General features: G+C 62.9%; 13 protein-coding genes. 5 read left to right on the top strand and 8 right to left on the bottom strand.

Annotated features, from left to right (window positions below):
* Positions 1–88 precede the first annotated feature (88 nt).
* Positions 89–742, top strand: a complete 654-nt coding sequence (locus NOX35_RS06455; protein ID WP_256496147.1) for a DedA family protein — start codon at positions 89–91, stop codon at positions 740–742.
* A 107-nt stretch (positions 743–849) separates the two neighbouring features.
* Here the strand turns inward: NOX35_RS06455 and NOX35_RS06460 are convergent, their stop codons facing one another.
* The 3 genes from NOX35_RS06460 to tsaE form a co-directional block, all read right to left on the bottom strand.
* Positions 850–1,065, bottom strand: coding sequence for a glycine zipper 2TM domain-containing protein (locus NOX35_RS06460; RefSeq protein WP_003064466.1), 216 nt, complete (start codon positions 1,063–1,065; stop codon positions 850–852).
* A gap of 184 nt (positions 1,066–1,249) precedes the next feature.
* Positions 1,250–2,776 (bottom strand): N-acetylmuramoyl-L-alanine amidase, encoded by a 1,527-nt coding sequence (locus tag NOX35_RS06465; protein ID WP_256496148.1) that lies wholly within the window; start codon positions 2,774–2,776, stop codon positions 1,250–1,252.
* Entirely contained in the window at positions 2,773–3,294 is a 522-nt protein-coding gene (tsaE, locus tag NOX35_RS06470) for a tRNA (adenosine(37)-N6)-threonylcarbamoyltransferase complex ATPase subunit type 1 TsaE (RefSeq protein ID WP_087084744.1), read from the bottom strand. Before tsaE ends, NOX35_RS06465 begins: the two co-directional genes overlap by 4 nt.
* 12 nt (positions 3,295–3,306) lie before the next feature.
* On the opposite strand from tsaE, the gene queG reads away from it, so the two are divergent.
* Entirely contained in the window at positions 3,307–4,347 is a 1,041-nt protein-coding gene (gene queG, locus NOX35_RS06475; RefSeq protein WP_256496151.1) for a tRNA epoxyqueuosine(34) reductase QueG, read from the top strand.
* A 56-nt stretch (positions 4,348–4,403) separates the two neighbouring features.
* On the opposite strand, the gene NOX35_RS06480 is transcribed toward queG, so the two are convergent.
* Positions 4,404–5,312 (bottom strand): AEC family transporter, encoded by a 909-nt coding sequence (locus NOX35_RS06480; RefSeq protein WP_182286064.1) that lies wholly within the window; start codon positions 5,310–5,312, stop codon positions 4,404–4,406.
* A 236-nt stretch (positions 5,313–5,548) separates the two neighbouring features.
* On the opposite strand from NOX35_RS06480, the gene NOX35_RS06485 reads away from it, so the two are divergent.
* Positions 5,549–6,529: a tripartite tricarboxylate transporter substrate binding protein BugE gene (locus tag NOX35_RS06485; protein ID WP_182286065.1), complete on the top strand. Its 981-nt coding sequence runs from the start codon at positions 5,549–5,551 to the stop codon at positions 6,527–6,529.
* 146 nt (positions 6,530–6,675) lie between these two features.
* On the opposite strand, the gene NOX35_RS06490 is transcribed toward NOX35_RS06485, so the two are convergent.
* Positions 6,676–7,893 (bottom strand): AAA family ATPase, encoded by a 1,218-nt coding sequence (locus tag NOX35_RS06490; protein WP_256496153.1) that lies wholly within the window; start codon positions 7,891–7,893, stop codon positions 6,676–6,678.
* Positions 7,894–7,952: 59 nt separating this feature from the next.
* Here NOX35_RS06490 and xerD point away from each other — a divergent pair, with 59 nt between their 5' ends.
* Positions 7,953–8,909, top strand: coding sequence for a site-specific tyrosine recombinase XerD (gene xerD / locus NOX35_RS06495; protein WP_256496154.1), 957 nt, complete (start codon positions 7,953–7,955; stop codon positions 8,907–8,909).
* A 6-nt stretch (positions 8,910–8,915) separates the two neighbouring features.
* On the opposite strand, the gene NOX35_RS06500 is transcribed toward xerD, so the two are convergent.
* Positions 8,916–9,572: a molybdopterin-dependent oxidoreductase gene (locus NOX35_RS06500; RefSeq protein WP_256496155.1), complete on the bottom strand. Its 657-nt coding sequence runs from the start codon at positions 9,570–9,572 to the stop codon at positions 8,916–8,918.
* A gap of 223 nt (positions 9,573–9,795) precedes the next feature.
* Between NOX35_RS06500 and NOX35_RS06505 the strand changes: the two genes are divergently transcribed.
* Complete coding sequence (locus NOX35_RS06505) at positions 9,796–10,800, top strand: tripartite tricarboxylate transporter substrate binding protein (protein WP_256496156.1); 1,005 nt, start codon at positions 9,796–9,798, stop codon at positions 10,798–10,800.
* Between the two features lie 102 nt (positions 10,801–10,902).
* Here the strand turns inward: NOX35_RS06505 and NOX35_RS06510 are convergent, their stop codons facing one another.
* Positions 10,903–12,189 (bottom strand): EAL and HDOD domain-containing protein, encoded by a 1,287-nt coding sequence (locus tag NOX35_RS06510; protein WP_256496157.1) that lies wholly within the window; start codon positions 12,187–12,189, stop codon positions 10,903–10,905.
* A gap of 36 nt (positions 12,190–12,225) precedes the next feature.
* A complete protein-coding gene (locus tag NOX35_RS06515) occupies positions 12,226–13,485 on the bottom strand; it encodes an EAL and HDOD domain-containing protein (protein WP_182286071.1) in 1,260 nt (419 codons plus the stop codon).
* Positions 13,486–13,602: the final 117 nt, after the last annotated feature.

Below are 13,602 nucleotides of genomic sequence, written 5' to 3' on the forward strand. Positions count from 1 at the left end.
AGGGGCGGAGCGTCTGCGGGCTTTGGGAGCGCAGTACATTACTGGCCGGCATACGCCGGTATGCCAATCCATTTTTGAGGACCGTGTTTTGGAAATCATTCAGTTTCTGATCGACTTCATCCTGCATATCGACAAGCATCTGGAAGCCTTTGTCGTGGCCTATGGGCCCTGGGTGTATGCCCTGCTGTTCATCATCGTGTTTGTCGAAACCGGTGTGGTGGTCATGCCTTTCCTGCCCGGCGACTCGCTGATGTTCATCGTCGGCGCGCTGTGCGGTGCCGGCTACATGAGCTATCCGGTGGCGGTGGTGGTGCTGCTGGCAGCAGCCATCCTGGGCGACCAGAGCAATTACACGATAGGACGCTACCTGGGCCCCAAGGTGTTTCAGTGGGAGGACTCGCGCTGGTTCAACCGCAAGGCTTTTGACCAGGCCCACAACTTCTATGAGCGCTATGGCGGCGTGACCATCATTCTTGCGCGCTTCATGCCTTTCATCCGCACCTTTGCCCCCTTTGTGGCAGGTGTGGCCCATATGAGCCGCGCCAAGTTCAGCCTGTTCAATGTCGTGGGTGCCGTGCTCTGGGTGGTGGGCATCAGCGCCGCAGGCTACTTCTTCGGCAATATGGAATGGGTGAAGAACAATCTTGAAAAAATCATCTGGGGTCTGATCCTGGTGCCAGGCCTGATCGCCATCCTCGGTGCCTGGCGCGCCGGCAAGGCCGAAAAGGCCAGGACCGCCTGATCCGCGCTCTTGCCAGCGCCTTGCCCCGACCAGAAAAGCACTGACCCATGAAAAAGCCCCGGCATGCCGGGGCTTCTTTGTTGGGCATTCAGATCGGATCGCGGCGCTTATTTGCGCTTGCCTACCTCGTTGCCGATCAGCGCGCCTGCAGCGGCGCCGCCTACGGTGCCCAAAGTGGAACCAAACAGTGCATCACCGACCACGCCGCCGGCGACGGCGCCGACACCGGTGCCGATCTGGGCATTGGTGGGCGAGGTGGAGCAGCCTGCCATGGCAAGCGTGAAGGCTGCAGACACGGTGATGGCAAGAGTTCGCAGTTTCATGAGGTCTCTCCTGTACAGCTGCCCTAGAGGCCAGCTTTCATAAGAACATGTCCTGATCTTGAACCTTTTGCCCTGGCTTTCAGGTAGGAGAGAGGGCCAAGCCTGTGTCATTCAGGCTTGGCGACTGTCATCAAGCCGGCTTGCCGGCTGACAGCGAATGCGGTGGTTTTGTGTAAGCACGCACTTAAACCGATCGGCTGCGCGCCAGGGGCGGGTTGTGGGCGAAGTACTTGCGTATGCCCGTCATCAGCGCATCGGCCAGTTGCTCGCGGTAGGCGGCAGAGGCCAGCTTGGCTTCCTCCTCGGGGTTGCTGATGAAGGCCGTTTCCACCAGCACGCTGGGAATGTCGGGCGCCTTCAGCACGGCAAAGCCGGCCTGCTCCACGCGGGCCTTGTGCAGCTTGGCCATGCTGCCGATCTCGCCCAGCAGCGAAGTGCCCAGCTTGAGGCTGTCCTTGATCTGGGCGGTGGTGCTCATGTCCAGCAGCATGCGCTGTACATGCTGGTCCTGCAGTCCACCCACGTTCAGGCCGCCCACCAGGTCGGCCTGATTTTCCTTGTTGGCCAGCCAGCGTGCAGCCGTGCTCGATGCCCCGCGCTCGCTGAGCGCAAACACGCTGGCACCACGCGCTGCCGGGGTGGTGAAGGCATCGGCATGGATGCTGATGAACAGGTCGGCCTGGACGCGGCGGGCTTTTTCCACGCGTGTGGCCAGGGGCACGAAAAAGTCGGCATCGCGCGTCATGAAGGCGCGCATGGGGCTGCCGCCGATACGCGAATTGTTGATGCGCTCGCGCAGCAGATGGGCGACCTTGAGCACCACGTCTTTTTCACGCAGGCCGCTGGGACCGGTGGCGCCGGGGTCTTCGCCGCCATGGCCGGGGTCCAGTGCCACGATGATGATGCGGTCCGTGCTTTGCGAGGTGGCAATATTGGGCGCAGGCCTGGGCGCCGGAGCCGGGCGTGGCGCGGGAGCCGGTGGCGGCGGTACAGGAACAGGTGCTGGTGCCTGTGCAATCACCGCGGGAGCCGGTGCTGGCGCGCTGGGGCGCTGGTTGCGCTGGGCAATGAGGTCACCCAGAGGGTCGGCCTGGGGCGCTGTCGCAATCGCCGCAGGGGGCGGTGTCGTGATGGCGGGATTGTGCGGTGCCGGGGCGGCGGCCGTGCTGCCGGTATCGCGCAGGCGTTCGCTGATCAGGGCTTCCAGCGGATCAACGGCCTTGGCGGGGTAGAGGTCCAGCACCAGCCGGTGCTTGTAGGGGGCAATCGGGGCCAGCGTAAAGACCTGGGGCCTGGCTTCCTGCTTGAGGTCGATCACCAGGCGCACCACGCCTGGCGCAAACTGGCCGACGCGGATGCTGGCGATATTGGGATCGTCAGCTCTGACCTTGGCCACCAGCTCCTTGAGCGCCGGGTTCAGATCCAGTCCCTCGACATCGACGGCCAGCCGCGGCGGGCTGGGCACGAAGACCGGCTTGGCCGTCAGCGGAATATCGGATTCCAGCGTGACACGCGAGTAGTCGGGTGCGGGCCAGACGCGCACTGCCACGATGCTCGCGCCTTGCGCAATATGCTGGCGCCCCAGCAGCAGAACCACGCCGCCTGCCTGCAGCAGATTGCGACGGGAAAGACCCGGTCGGGAAAGACCCGGTCGGGAAAGACCCGGTCGGGGCAGATCCGGAAAAGCCGTGGAGGAAGTTGTTTTGCTCATGCCGTCAATGCTTCAAGCACGGTGCAGCCTGCGGGGGTGCCAGCCTTGAGCGTCACCTGTCGCTGCACATCGTCAATTGCTTCGATATGGATAGCTATATCCGCAACAGGTGTAACCGCTGCAGCCTTTTCGGGCCATTCTGCCAGCTTGAGCCCGGCGCTGGCAAAAATGTCACGAAAACCTGCATCTTCCCATTCGCGAGGATCGTCGAAGCGGTAGAAGTCAAAGTGCCAGATCGAGAGATCGCCGGCCTCGTGCGGCTCCACCACCGCATAGGTCGGACTCTTGATGCGGCCCTGCACGCCCAGGGCGCGCAACCAGTGGCGCACCAGCGTGGTCTTGCCCGCACCCAGGTCGCCATGCAGGGTCACATAGGCGTTGCGCAGCTCGGGCAGGGCGGCCAGTTGCCGGGCAAAGCGCTCGGTATCCTGTTCGCTCTGCCAGAGTATCTGGCGCTGCGCCAGCGCCGGTGTGGGCTCGCTTCCTACAATTCGGGGTGTATGTTGAGCAGCAGTCAATTGGTTCCTTTGATGCAAGCCTGGGCTCGCGAGCTGGGATTTTCCCAAATCGGCGTGGCGGGCGTGGATTTGTCCTCGGCAGAACCCGGTTTGCTGCAATGGTTGGCACAAGGGTTTCATGGCGAGATGCATTACATGCAGGCCTATGGTTTGAAACGAGCCCGACCAGCGGAATTAGTTCCCGGCACGGTGAGCGTGATCACGGCGCGCATGGATTATCTGCCGCGCGTGACCGGGGACGGCTGGCAGGCCGTGGAATGGGACCGGCTCAAGCGTCCCGAAGAAGGCATCGTCTCCATCTACGCCAGAGGCCGTGACTATCACAAGGTGCTGCGCAACCGCCTGCAGAAGCTGGCCGAGCGCATTGCACAGGAAATAGGCCCGTTCGGCCACCGTGCCTTTACCGATTCCGCCCCGGTGCTGGAGGCCGAGCTGGCCAGCCGCAGCGGCCAGGGCTGGCGCGGCAAGCACACCCTGGTGCTGAGCCGGGAGGCCGGATCGATGTTCTTTCTGGGTGAAATCTATGTGGACTTTGCACTCGAGCCCACCGCAGCAGTCACGGCGCACTGCGGCAACTGCTCGTCCTGCATCGACGCCTGCCCCACTGGCGCCATCATCGCGCCGCACAAGGTCGATGCGCGGCGCTGCATCTCCTACCTGACCATCGAACATGCGGGCAGCATTCCCGAGGAATTGCGGCCCTTGATGGCCAACCGCATCTATGGCTGCGATGACTGCCAGCTGGCCTGCCCCTGGAACAAGTTTGCCCAGCCCAGCGTCTTGCCGGACTTCGACGCCCGCGCCGCACTGGCGGGCACTCAGCTGGCGCATTTCCTGGCCTGGGATGAGGCCACTTTCTTGCGCGTGACCGAGGGCAGCCCCATCCGCCGTATCGGGCATGCGCGCTGGCTGCGCAATGTGGCCGTGGCCCTGGGCAATGCCTGGCGCGAAACCGGCAGGCCCGAAATCAGGGCCGCGCTGCAGAGCCGGGCGGATCATCCCGACCCTGTGGTGGCCGAGCATGTGGCCTGGGCGCTGGCGCAGCGCGCCTGATTTTTAGTGAAACTGGCCTCTATCACTTATCCAGTAAGCACAAGAAGCCATCAAATTCAAATACCGATCAGCCAGAGCCCGAAGGGCAGGCTGAGCAAGCCAAGCATGGTGGACAGCGACACCAGACTGGCCACAAACGAGCCTTCATAGCCCATGCGCACAGCCAGCACATAGCAGGACGAGGCAGTAGGCAGGCTGGAGAACGCCATCAGCGCAATCGCCTGCGGCTGGTTGAGGTGGAACAGCTGGACCATGGCAAAGGCGATCAGCGGCTGTATGGCATGGCGTATCAGCAGCAACTCGCTGGCCAGCAGCTTGTTGCTGGCCAGTGCACTGAGCTTGAGGCCGGCGCCGGCGGCCATCAGGCCCAGTGCAATCGAGGCCGCACCGATGCGTGCCACGGGGGCTTCCAGCAAGGCCGGAATCCTCAGTCCGGCGGCATTGAACAGCAGGGCGCTGACGGTGGCGATGATCAGCGGATTGCGCAGCAGATGGCCGACAAAATGCTGGTCGCTGCCGCGCGTCATGGGCCAGACGGCGGCCACATTGAACAGCGGCACGGATACGCCGATCAGCACCGAGACATAGAGCAGTCCGTCCGGCCCTGCCAGGCGCGAAACCAGTGCCAGCGCGATAAAGGAGTTGAAGCGAAACGCCACTTGCGCTGCTCCCGCATAGCCGCGTGCATCGATGCGCCGGCCCAGAAGAGGCAGGTGCGGAAGGCTGTAGGTCAGAGCAATGCCCAGCAGGCCTCCCAGTACACCGGCGGCCAGCAACTGGCTGGCGTCGCCCCACTGGATCGGGTTGCGCGTGATGGAGTGGAACAGCAGCACCGGAAACAGCAGGTAGTAGACGAGCTGCTCCACGGCTTGCCAGACGCTGCGGTTGATGGGCGTGAAACGGCACAGCACATAGCCCAGCACGATGAGCGCGAAATCGGGAAAAAGCAGTTCTAGATAGTTCACGGCCTGTAAGCATAGGGCCGGTCATAGGTTTGCTGAGAGAAAGCTGTCGCCAAGTTTCTATGTAGTAGTACTTACTGTTGTCGCTCGGTTCATTCGTGTTGAACTTTGATGCGCTTCAAGGAAATGGTGTGAATCTAGGGTAATTACTGAGAAATCAGGGCCAACAAGAATGTGTCGGGTTTTTTGCGGCACGTACCATCAGCCGTTCATTTCAGAACTCATAAGGAGACCCCTTCATGAATCGTCGTATGTGCGTGGGCCTGACAATGGCTCTGGCAACTGTAGGTTTCTCGACTGGTGTGCTGGCAGAGGCCAACTACCCCACCAAGCCCATCAAGCTGCTGGTGCCCTTTGCCGCAGGCGGCACGACCGACATCATTGCGCGTGTGATCGCCGAGCCATTGAGCCGAGAGCTGGGCCAGTCCGTGGTGGTGGACAACAAGGGCGGTGGCGGCGGCGTCATCGGTGCGCAGGAAACCGCGCGCCAGAAGCCCGATGGCTACAACCTGGGTATTTCCACCCTGTCGACCATGGCCACCAACCCGGCCATCAACCCCAAGACTCCCTACAACCCGCTGACGGACTTCACGCCCATCATCAATATTGCGGCCACGCCCAATGTGATCGCCGTGAACCCCAAGTTCCCCGGTGCGGCCAGCTACAAGGCTTTCGAGGCCGAACTCAAGGCCAATCCCGGCAAGTACTCCTATGGCTCGTCCGGTACGGGCGGCATCCAGCACATGCTGATGGAGCTGTACAAGTCGCTGACCGGCATCCAGATGACCCATGTGCCCTACCGCGGTGCGGGCCCGGCCCTGAACGACGCGGTTGCCGGCCAGATCCCCATGATTCTGGACAACCTGCCTTCGGCACTGCCTTTCATCAAGGACAACCGCCTCAAGGCCATCGCCGTGGCAGCTCCCCAGCGTCTGGCTGTGCTGCCTGACGTACCCACCTTCAAGGAAGTGGGTCTGCCCCAGGTCAATCGCATGGCTTCCTACGGCATTCTGGGCCCCAAGGGCATGGACAAGGCCATGGTCGACAAGATCAATGCCGCCGTGAAGAAGGTGCTGCAGGACCCCGCAGTCAAGAAGCGCATCGAAGACACCGGCTCGCTGGTGGTGGGCAACTCTCCTCAGGAATTCGCCAAGGAACTGAAGGAAGAGTTCGAAACCTACAAGCAGGTCGTGGCCAAGCAGAAGCTGACACTGGATTAAGCCTCTGACTCCTTGCCTGCTTTGCTATTGAAGTCAAAGCAGGCAGCGCAGACGCAGCAAGCCCGAAGTGCCGAAAAGGCCTTCGGGCTTTGTTATTTCCGCTGTGGCGCGAGGCCGCACATCAAAGGGCATGTGCAGGCGACTTTTCAGGCTGCCAGCCATTCCCAGCGCGGAATCTCGCGCTCGTTTAGATTGGCGATACGTGTTTCGCCTAGCTCTTTATCGAGGTGGATCGGTTGCCAGTCGGGAAGGTGGTCGCTCTCTTCGGGCTCGCCCCAATGCTGGTGCTGCGCATCTTCGAGGGCATTGAGCAGTCGGCTGGCATGCGTGACCACGATGAGCTGGGTCTGGCGCGCCGCCTGGGTGATGAGGCGGCCCAGCGCGGGCAGCAGATCGGGGTGCAGACTGGTTTCGGGCTCGTTGAGCACCAGCAGCTGCGGCGGGCGCGGGCTGAGCAGGGCGGCGATCAGCAGCAGATAGCGCAGCGTTCCGTCAGACAGCTCGGCAGCGCTCAAGGGGCGCAGCAGGCCCGGCTGGTGCATCTGCAGCATCAGCCGCCCGGCTTCGCTGGCGATGCTTAGACTGGCACCCGAAAACGCATCGGCCACGGCTTGCTGCAAGGCTTCGTCGTCACCGATGTGCTGGATGGTCAAAAGTGCGGCCGCCAGATCATGGCCCTCGCCGCTGAGCACGGGTGTGTAGCAGCCCAGCTGGGGCTGGCGTGCCGGTGCATCGGCATCGGTGCGGAAGTGGTCGTAAAAGCGCCAGGCTCGGATTTGCTCGCGCAAGCCAATGATTTCGGGCGCGCCGCGCGGGTCCACCAGCTCGGTCATCATGCTGGCCCAGCGCGCGATGGGGCGCTCCAGCGTCTGCCAGCCAGAATCGCCGCGCAGGCGGATGGACGGGCCTTTGCGCTCTACCAGCAGGCTGGCGGGGCGGCGTATGGGGCCGGCCCAGACAGCCTCGGCCTTGATCTCCGGGTCTTGCATAAAGGGCTTGGGCACACTCGATGGCGCGGGGCGGCCCAGGGCCGTGGCATAGCTCAGGCCGCCTGCGCCATGGCTGGCAAAGCCCAGCTCCAGCCGTTCGGTTTTTTGGCGCACCGTGCCTTGCACCGGCTGCTCGCCTCGGCGCATGGCCTGGCTGATCTCTTCGGGCCCGGCCCAGAGCGTGGAGGGCAGGCCGCCTTCCCGCACCAGTGACTGCACGGCGCCGCCGTAGGCAATATCGCCCAGCAGCCGCAGCGATTTGTAGACGCTGCTTTTGCCGCTGCCATTGGGGCCGGTGACCACCGTCAGGCGGCCCAGCGGCATGATCAGGCGGCGCAGGCTGCGGTAATTGGCAATGGCAAGAGTCGAAAGCATGGCGGGTGGCGTAGTGGGCGCGGCTCATGGTAGCAGCGCCAGCGTGTACGCTTGAGCCCATGTCCGACATCCAAAAAAAAGCCCGCAAGCCGCAGATTCCCGATGACTGGCCGCAGCCCTTGCCGCAGAGCCAGGATGCGCTCGATCTGTTCATCGATGCCCTGCTGCTGGAGGACGGGCTTTCGCGCAATACCCTGTCCGCCTATCGGCGTGATCTGACGGCGGCTGCGCGCTGGCTGGCCCGGCTGCAGCCGCCCAAGGCCCTGGATGCTGCACTCGAAGCCGATCTGCAGGGCTATTTCACGGCCCGTGTGGACGACACCAAGGCGACCTCGTCGAATCGGCGGCTGACGGTGTTGCGCCGCTACTTTCACTGGGCGCTGCGTGAAAAGCGCGTCGCTGCCGACCCCACGGTGCGCATGCTGGCTGCCAAGCAGCCGCCGCGCATGCCCAAGACCCTGACCCAGGAGCAGGTGGAGGCCCTGCTCAATGCGCCCGATGTGGACAGCCCGCTGGGCTTGCGTGATCGCTCCATGCTGGAGCTGATGTATGCCAGCGGTCTGCGCGTCAGCGAACTGGTGGGCGTGCGCATGCATGAGCTGGACTTGCGCTCGGGCGTGTTGCGTGTGACGGGCAAGGGGCGCAAGGAGCGGCTGGTGCCGTTCGGTCAGGAGGCGCAGCACTGGCTGGAGCGCTATCTGCAGCAGGCGCGAGCGGCGATTCTGGGTGGACAGCAGACCGAGGAGGTGTTTGTGACCCAGCGCGGCGCGGGCATGAGCCGCGTGATGTTCTGGGTCATCGTCAAGAAATGCGCGCAGATTGCAGGTGTGAATTCGCCGCTGTCGCCACATACGCTGCGCCATGCGTTTGCCACGCATTTGCTCAACCATGGCGCCGACCTTCGCGTGGTGCAGATGCTGCTCGGGCATGCCGATATCTCCACCACCACCATCTACACCCATGTGGCGCGCGAGCGGCTCAAGGCCTTGCACGCCGAGCATCACCCGCGCGGCTGAGCAGGCCTAGGCAGCCGCGCTGCCCAGCTGCAGGTGGTACAGCCCCCAGACGGCGGCAGGAAAGCGCTGCTTGACGGGCAGCTGGTCGAGCTCCGGAATCTGATGGGCTGCAAAAATGGCCCAGAGCGGGCCCACGCCGCCCATGGCCAGCGGCACGCCGTCCAGCTGGGTGGCGATCAGCATGCGCCAGCGCACGGCCTGGGCCAGCGGTATCTGGCTGCGATAGCCGTCTATTCCCTGCAGGGTCAGTTGCAGGCCGCGCGCCATGGCCTGGCCTACATCCACGCCAGCGGCCTGCAGCACCTGCTCCAGCAGCGGGCCTTGCAGGCTGTGCTCGGCTTCATCGTATTCAAGCGTGGTCCTGAGCGTCTGCTGCTCCAGGCTGTTGAGGGCATCCATGCCACAGGACCAGGCTGCATCGAACAGATAGCCATGCATGATCAGCATGTGGTCCGCCACGGCCTGCGGCTTGCCACGATTGGCTTGCACGCCGGGGCCGCTGATGGTGAGCACCGCGGGCTGCAGGCCATCGAGCACGCAGGTGCGCGAGGCCTTGCGCGTGGTCGTGGCCGAGGTGGGCAGGGCCATGGTGCCCAGTGCAGCGCCCGCAGCACCGCCTTGCAGCAGCAGGGAGCGACGTGTTAGAGGGTTTTGTTCTGCCATGGGTGCTTTCTCTGTGGTGATGGCTGCAGTCTAGCTGCAAGGCTTGCGGGCGTCATTGCGGCATGCCGACCAAGACGCTGGTCGGCTGCTGCGTTAGTCTATTTGAATGTTTGAAGTTTTATTTTGATGTTTTCTGTCCAATGAATTGACGAATCGTCGTTCAAATCAACCTGGGAATTCACTTTGGTCAAAAATGCAGGTCTTGATTTTTGGATTTCGAGTGATGACTAACTTTCTGCGTCGCAGCATGCTGACCTGTGCCCTGGCAGCCGTGCTGCCTGCCACCTTGTCCCTGAATGTCCAGGCGGCAGACAAAGCCGACGCGGCTGGCTGGCCCAGCCGTCCCATTCGTCTGGTGGTGTCCTACCCTGCCGGTGGCGTGAGCGATGTGGTGGCCCGTGCTCTGGGTGAAAAGCTGTCGCAGTCGCTGGGTCAGTCGGTGGTGATCGACAACAAGGCTGGGGCTGGTGGCGCGATTGGCCTGGACCAGGTCGCCAAGTCCAACCCCGATGGCTATACGCTGGGCTTTTCGTCGATCAGCCCGCTGACGCTGAGCCCCCACCTGGGCAAGCCGCTGTTCGATCCGCACAAGGATATCGTTCCCGTGGTCAGCGTGATGTACTCGCCCGTGCTGCTGCTGGGCACGACTCGCCTGGCAGCCAAGAGCTTTCCCGAGCTGATGACCCAGGCCAAGGCCCACCCCGGCGATGTGCGCTGGGCCACGGCCGGTCTGGCGTCGCTGGGCCACATCATGCTCGAGCAGATTGCCGATCAGGGCAAGGTGCAGATCACCCATGTGCCTTACAAGGGCGGTGGCCAGCAGCTCAATGACGGCCTGAGCGCACAGTTCGAGGTGTTGTCCACGAATGCCGGACCGGCCGTGATGCAGCACATCAAGGCCGGCAAGTTCAAGGCCCTGGCCGTGGGCGCTCCGGCGCGTCTGGACTCGCTGCCCCAGGTGCCTACGCTGGCCGAGCTGGGCTACAAGAACGCCAACACCACATCGGTCTTCGGCATCTTCGCTCCTGCCGGCGTGCCCGCTGCCGTGCTGGCTCGCCTGAATGCCGAGGTGAACAAGGCGCTGGCGCTGCCCGAGATTCGTCAGCGCCTGGAGGCCACGGACAATGTGCCTACCGGCGGCAAGGCTGCGGACTTTGCCAAGCAGATCGAGGCCGAGTCCAGGTCCAACGCCCAGATCATCAAGGCTGCAGGCATCCAGACCAACTGATCGGGACACTCTTGAATGGCAAAGGGCTTGCGGTCACATCGGCCGCAAGCCCTTTGTCCTTGTGCCCAGCAAGCGCACTGAAGTGTCGCCAGGCGGGCTGGCTCAGATCACTTCGCTGGTCAGGTTGTCGGCCCAGCTCAGCGCCTGCAGATGGGCCCAGTTGACCTGATGGTTGGACAGCTGCAGCGCATTGGCCGCGCGGGCAAAAGCCGCTTCGTCGCCCGACTCGCAGGCGCGCGTCAGATCCAGGAAGGGCGCAAAAACTCCCTTGTTATGTACCAGTGCGTCGACCACGGACTGGGGCAGGGCCACGGATTCAAGGGCCTTGGCCATGGGCTGGCTCAGCATCACATCGAGCAGAGAGAAAACGCCCACGACGAAAGCGTGGTCGCATTCCTCGGGCGGCAGCAACTCGGCAGTCAGCAGCTCCATCAGCCGTCCGCGCACCACGGCTGTCTGGCCCACAGCCGGCGGTGTGCCGCCGGCGCGTGAGGTGGTCAGCAGCAGGGCCGCCCAGCGGAACAGCTTCTTGAGTCCCAGAATCATCACTGCATGGCGGAAGGAGGTGATCTCGCAGGACAGGCCAAAGCCCGAGCTGTTGATGAAGCGCAGCAGGTTGAAGGACAGTGTGGGGTCCTTCTTGAGCAGCTCTTCGATCTCCTCCGTGCTGGCCTGCTGGCGCACCAGATTGATGAGCTGGATGATGGTGGTCTGCGTGGGGCGGATGGTGCGCGCCTGCACAAGCTGGGGCTGGGCGAACCAGTAGCCCTGGAACAGCTTCACGCCCAGGCCCAGCATATGCTCGAACTGCTCGGCCGTTTCGACCTTCTCGGCCACGATCTGGGCGCGTGTGTAGGTCTGGGCAAACTTCACCAGCTTTTCTGCATGCTCGATTCCGAAGCTCTGCATGTCCAGCTTGACGAAGGAAGCCATGGGCAGCCATGACGCATAGTTGCGGCGCAGCAGGTTCTGGTCAAAAGCCAGACGAAAGCCACGGTGGCGCAGGGCCGCAAATGTGGGCAGGCAGGCTTCGATGTTTTCCTGGGTGGCGTCGGCGGGCAGGGCCGGGACCTCCAGTACCACACGGTCGGGGTGAATCAGCTCCAGGTGGCCGCCGCTCAGGCTGTCATGGGTGCAGTTGATGAAAACCGTCTTTTTGCCCACCAGAGCTTCGGCACCGGCATAGGACAGGGCATTGAACAGCAGTGCCGCATCGGATGCAGCAGTGTGTGCGTTATGTGCAACCGAGCGGTCAAACAGCTCGTAGCCATACACATCCCGTTTTTCATCGACGATTGCCTGACGCGCAATGCTGGCCATATTGGCCTCGTCCTTGTCTGCAACGGGGCTGACGGTCGGTGAAGAGGAGTTGGTGTCAGAGGTATCCATGTCGGTTATCGCTTGGGTGTGGGGGCAAAAGCGCTGTCAGTCGGACAGACACTCCGTCCATCTCAGAGCCTGCAGATGAGCGTGATTGATGTCCCCGTGCTGCAGTTCCAGGCTGCAGGCGCTGCGGTCGAATTGTTCCTGGTCATGACTCTCGCAGGCCTTGGTGAGCATCAGCAGCTCGCCCAGAATGCCTTCATGATGCAGCAACGCAGCAGAGACCGATTCGGACACCGGTATCAGCGCCAGCGCGGCAGGCAAAGGCATGCCCAGCATGCGGTCCAGCATGGAGAACATGCCGCAGATAAAGGCCAGATCGGCGTCGGTATCCGTCAGCGAGTGCTTGGCCAGCAGCTCCATCAGGCGACCGCGAATCACGGCGGTCTGGCCCACGGCAGGTGGCGGGCCGCCTTCGCGGGCGGCCGTCAGCAGCATGGCAGCCCAGCGGAACAGCTTGTTCAGGCCGAGCAGCATCACGGCCTGTTTGAATGAGGTGATCTTGCGATGGGCGCCAAAGCTGGCCGAGTTGATGAGGCGCAGCAGGTTGAAGGCCAGGGCGGCGTCCTTCTTGAGAACTTCTTCGATCGCATCGGTGCTGGCCTGCTCGCGTACCAGCGTCAGCAACTGGATGATGCTTTGCTGCGTCGGGGTCAGAAGGCGGGTCTGCATCACCGTGGGGCGGGCAAACCAGAAACCCTGGAAAAGCTCAATGCCCAGGCGCTGCCCCAGCTCATGCTGATGGGCGCTTTCGACTTTCTCGGCGATCAGCTCGGCGCGGGTGTGGCGGTTGGCGAACTTGACCAGCACCGTGAGCTGGTCCGGTGCCAGCGTGGAGAGATCGAGCTTGATGTAGTCCGCCAGCGGCAGCCAGGCCGAATACACAGACTCCAGCACCGTGTGGTTGAAGGCCAGATGAAAGCCCTGGTCCTTGAGTGCCAGCAACGTGGGCAGGCGGGCTGCCACCTCATGCACGGCGGCATGGCCCAGAGGGGGAATCTCCAGCACCACCTTGTCGGCCGGCAGCAGCTCCAGGTGCTCGCCTGTCAGACCTTCGTGAGTGCAGTTCACGAACATGAGCTTGGTGCCGACCAGATCCTCCTCTCCTGCATGCGTGAGGGCCGCGAAGATCAGCGTCGCGTCTGAGGCCATGGTGTGACCATAAGGCGAGCGCGAGCGGTTGAACAGCTCGTAACCAATGATTTGCTGCAGCCCGTTGACGATGGGCTGGCGTGCAATCATGCCTTTGGACAGGTTGCGCGGCGAGGCGAATGCCGTGTCCTCTATGGTTTGTTCACTCATTGCTGCATGACGTCTGTGTGAGAGATGGTTGGCTGTGCCGGTTATTGTAAGAACGAGCCGATCATAGTGTCAGCTTCGTGCGTTCAGTCCGTTTGTGCCAACAACTTCGGCTCGCAG

The organism is Comamonas sp. C11, assembly GCF_024496285.1.
Taxonomy (GTDB): domain Bacteria; phylum Pseudomonadota; class Gammaproteobacteria; order Burkholderiales; family Burkholderiaceae_C; genus Comamonas; species Comamonas testosteroni_F.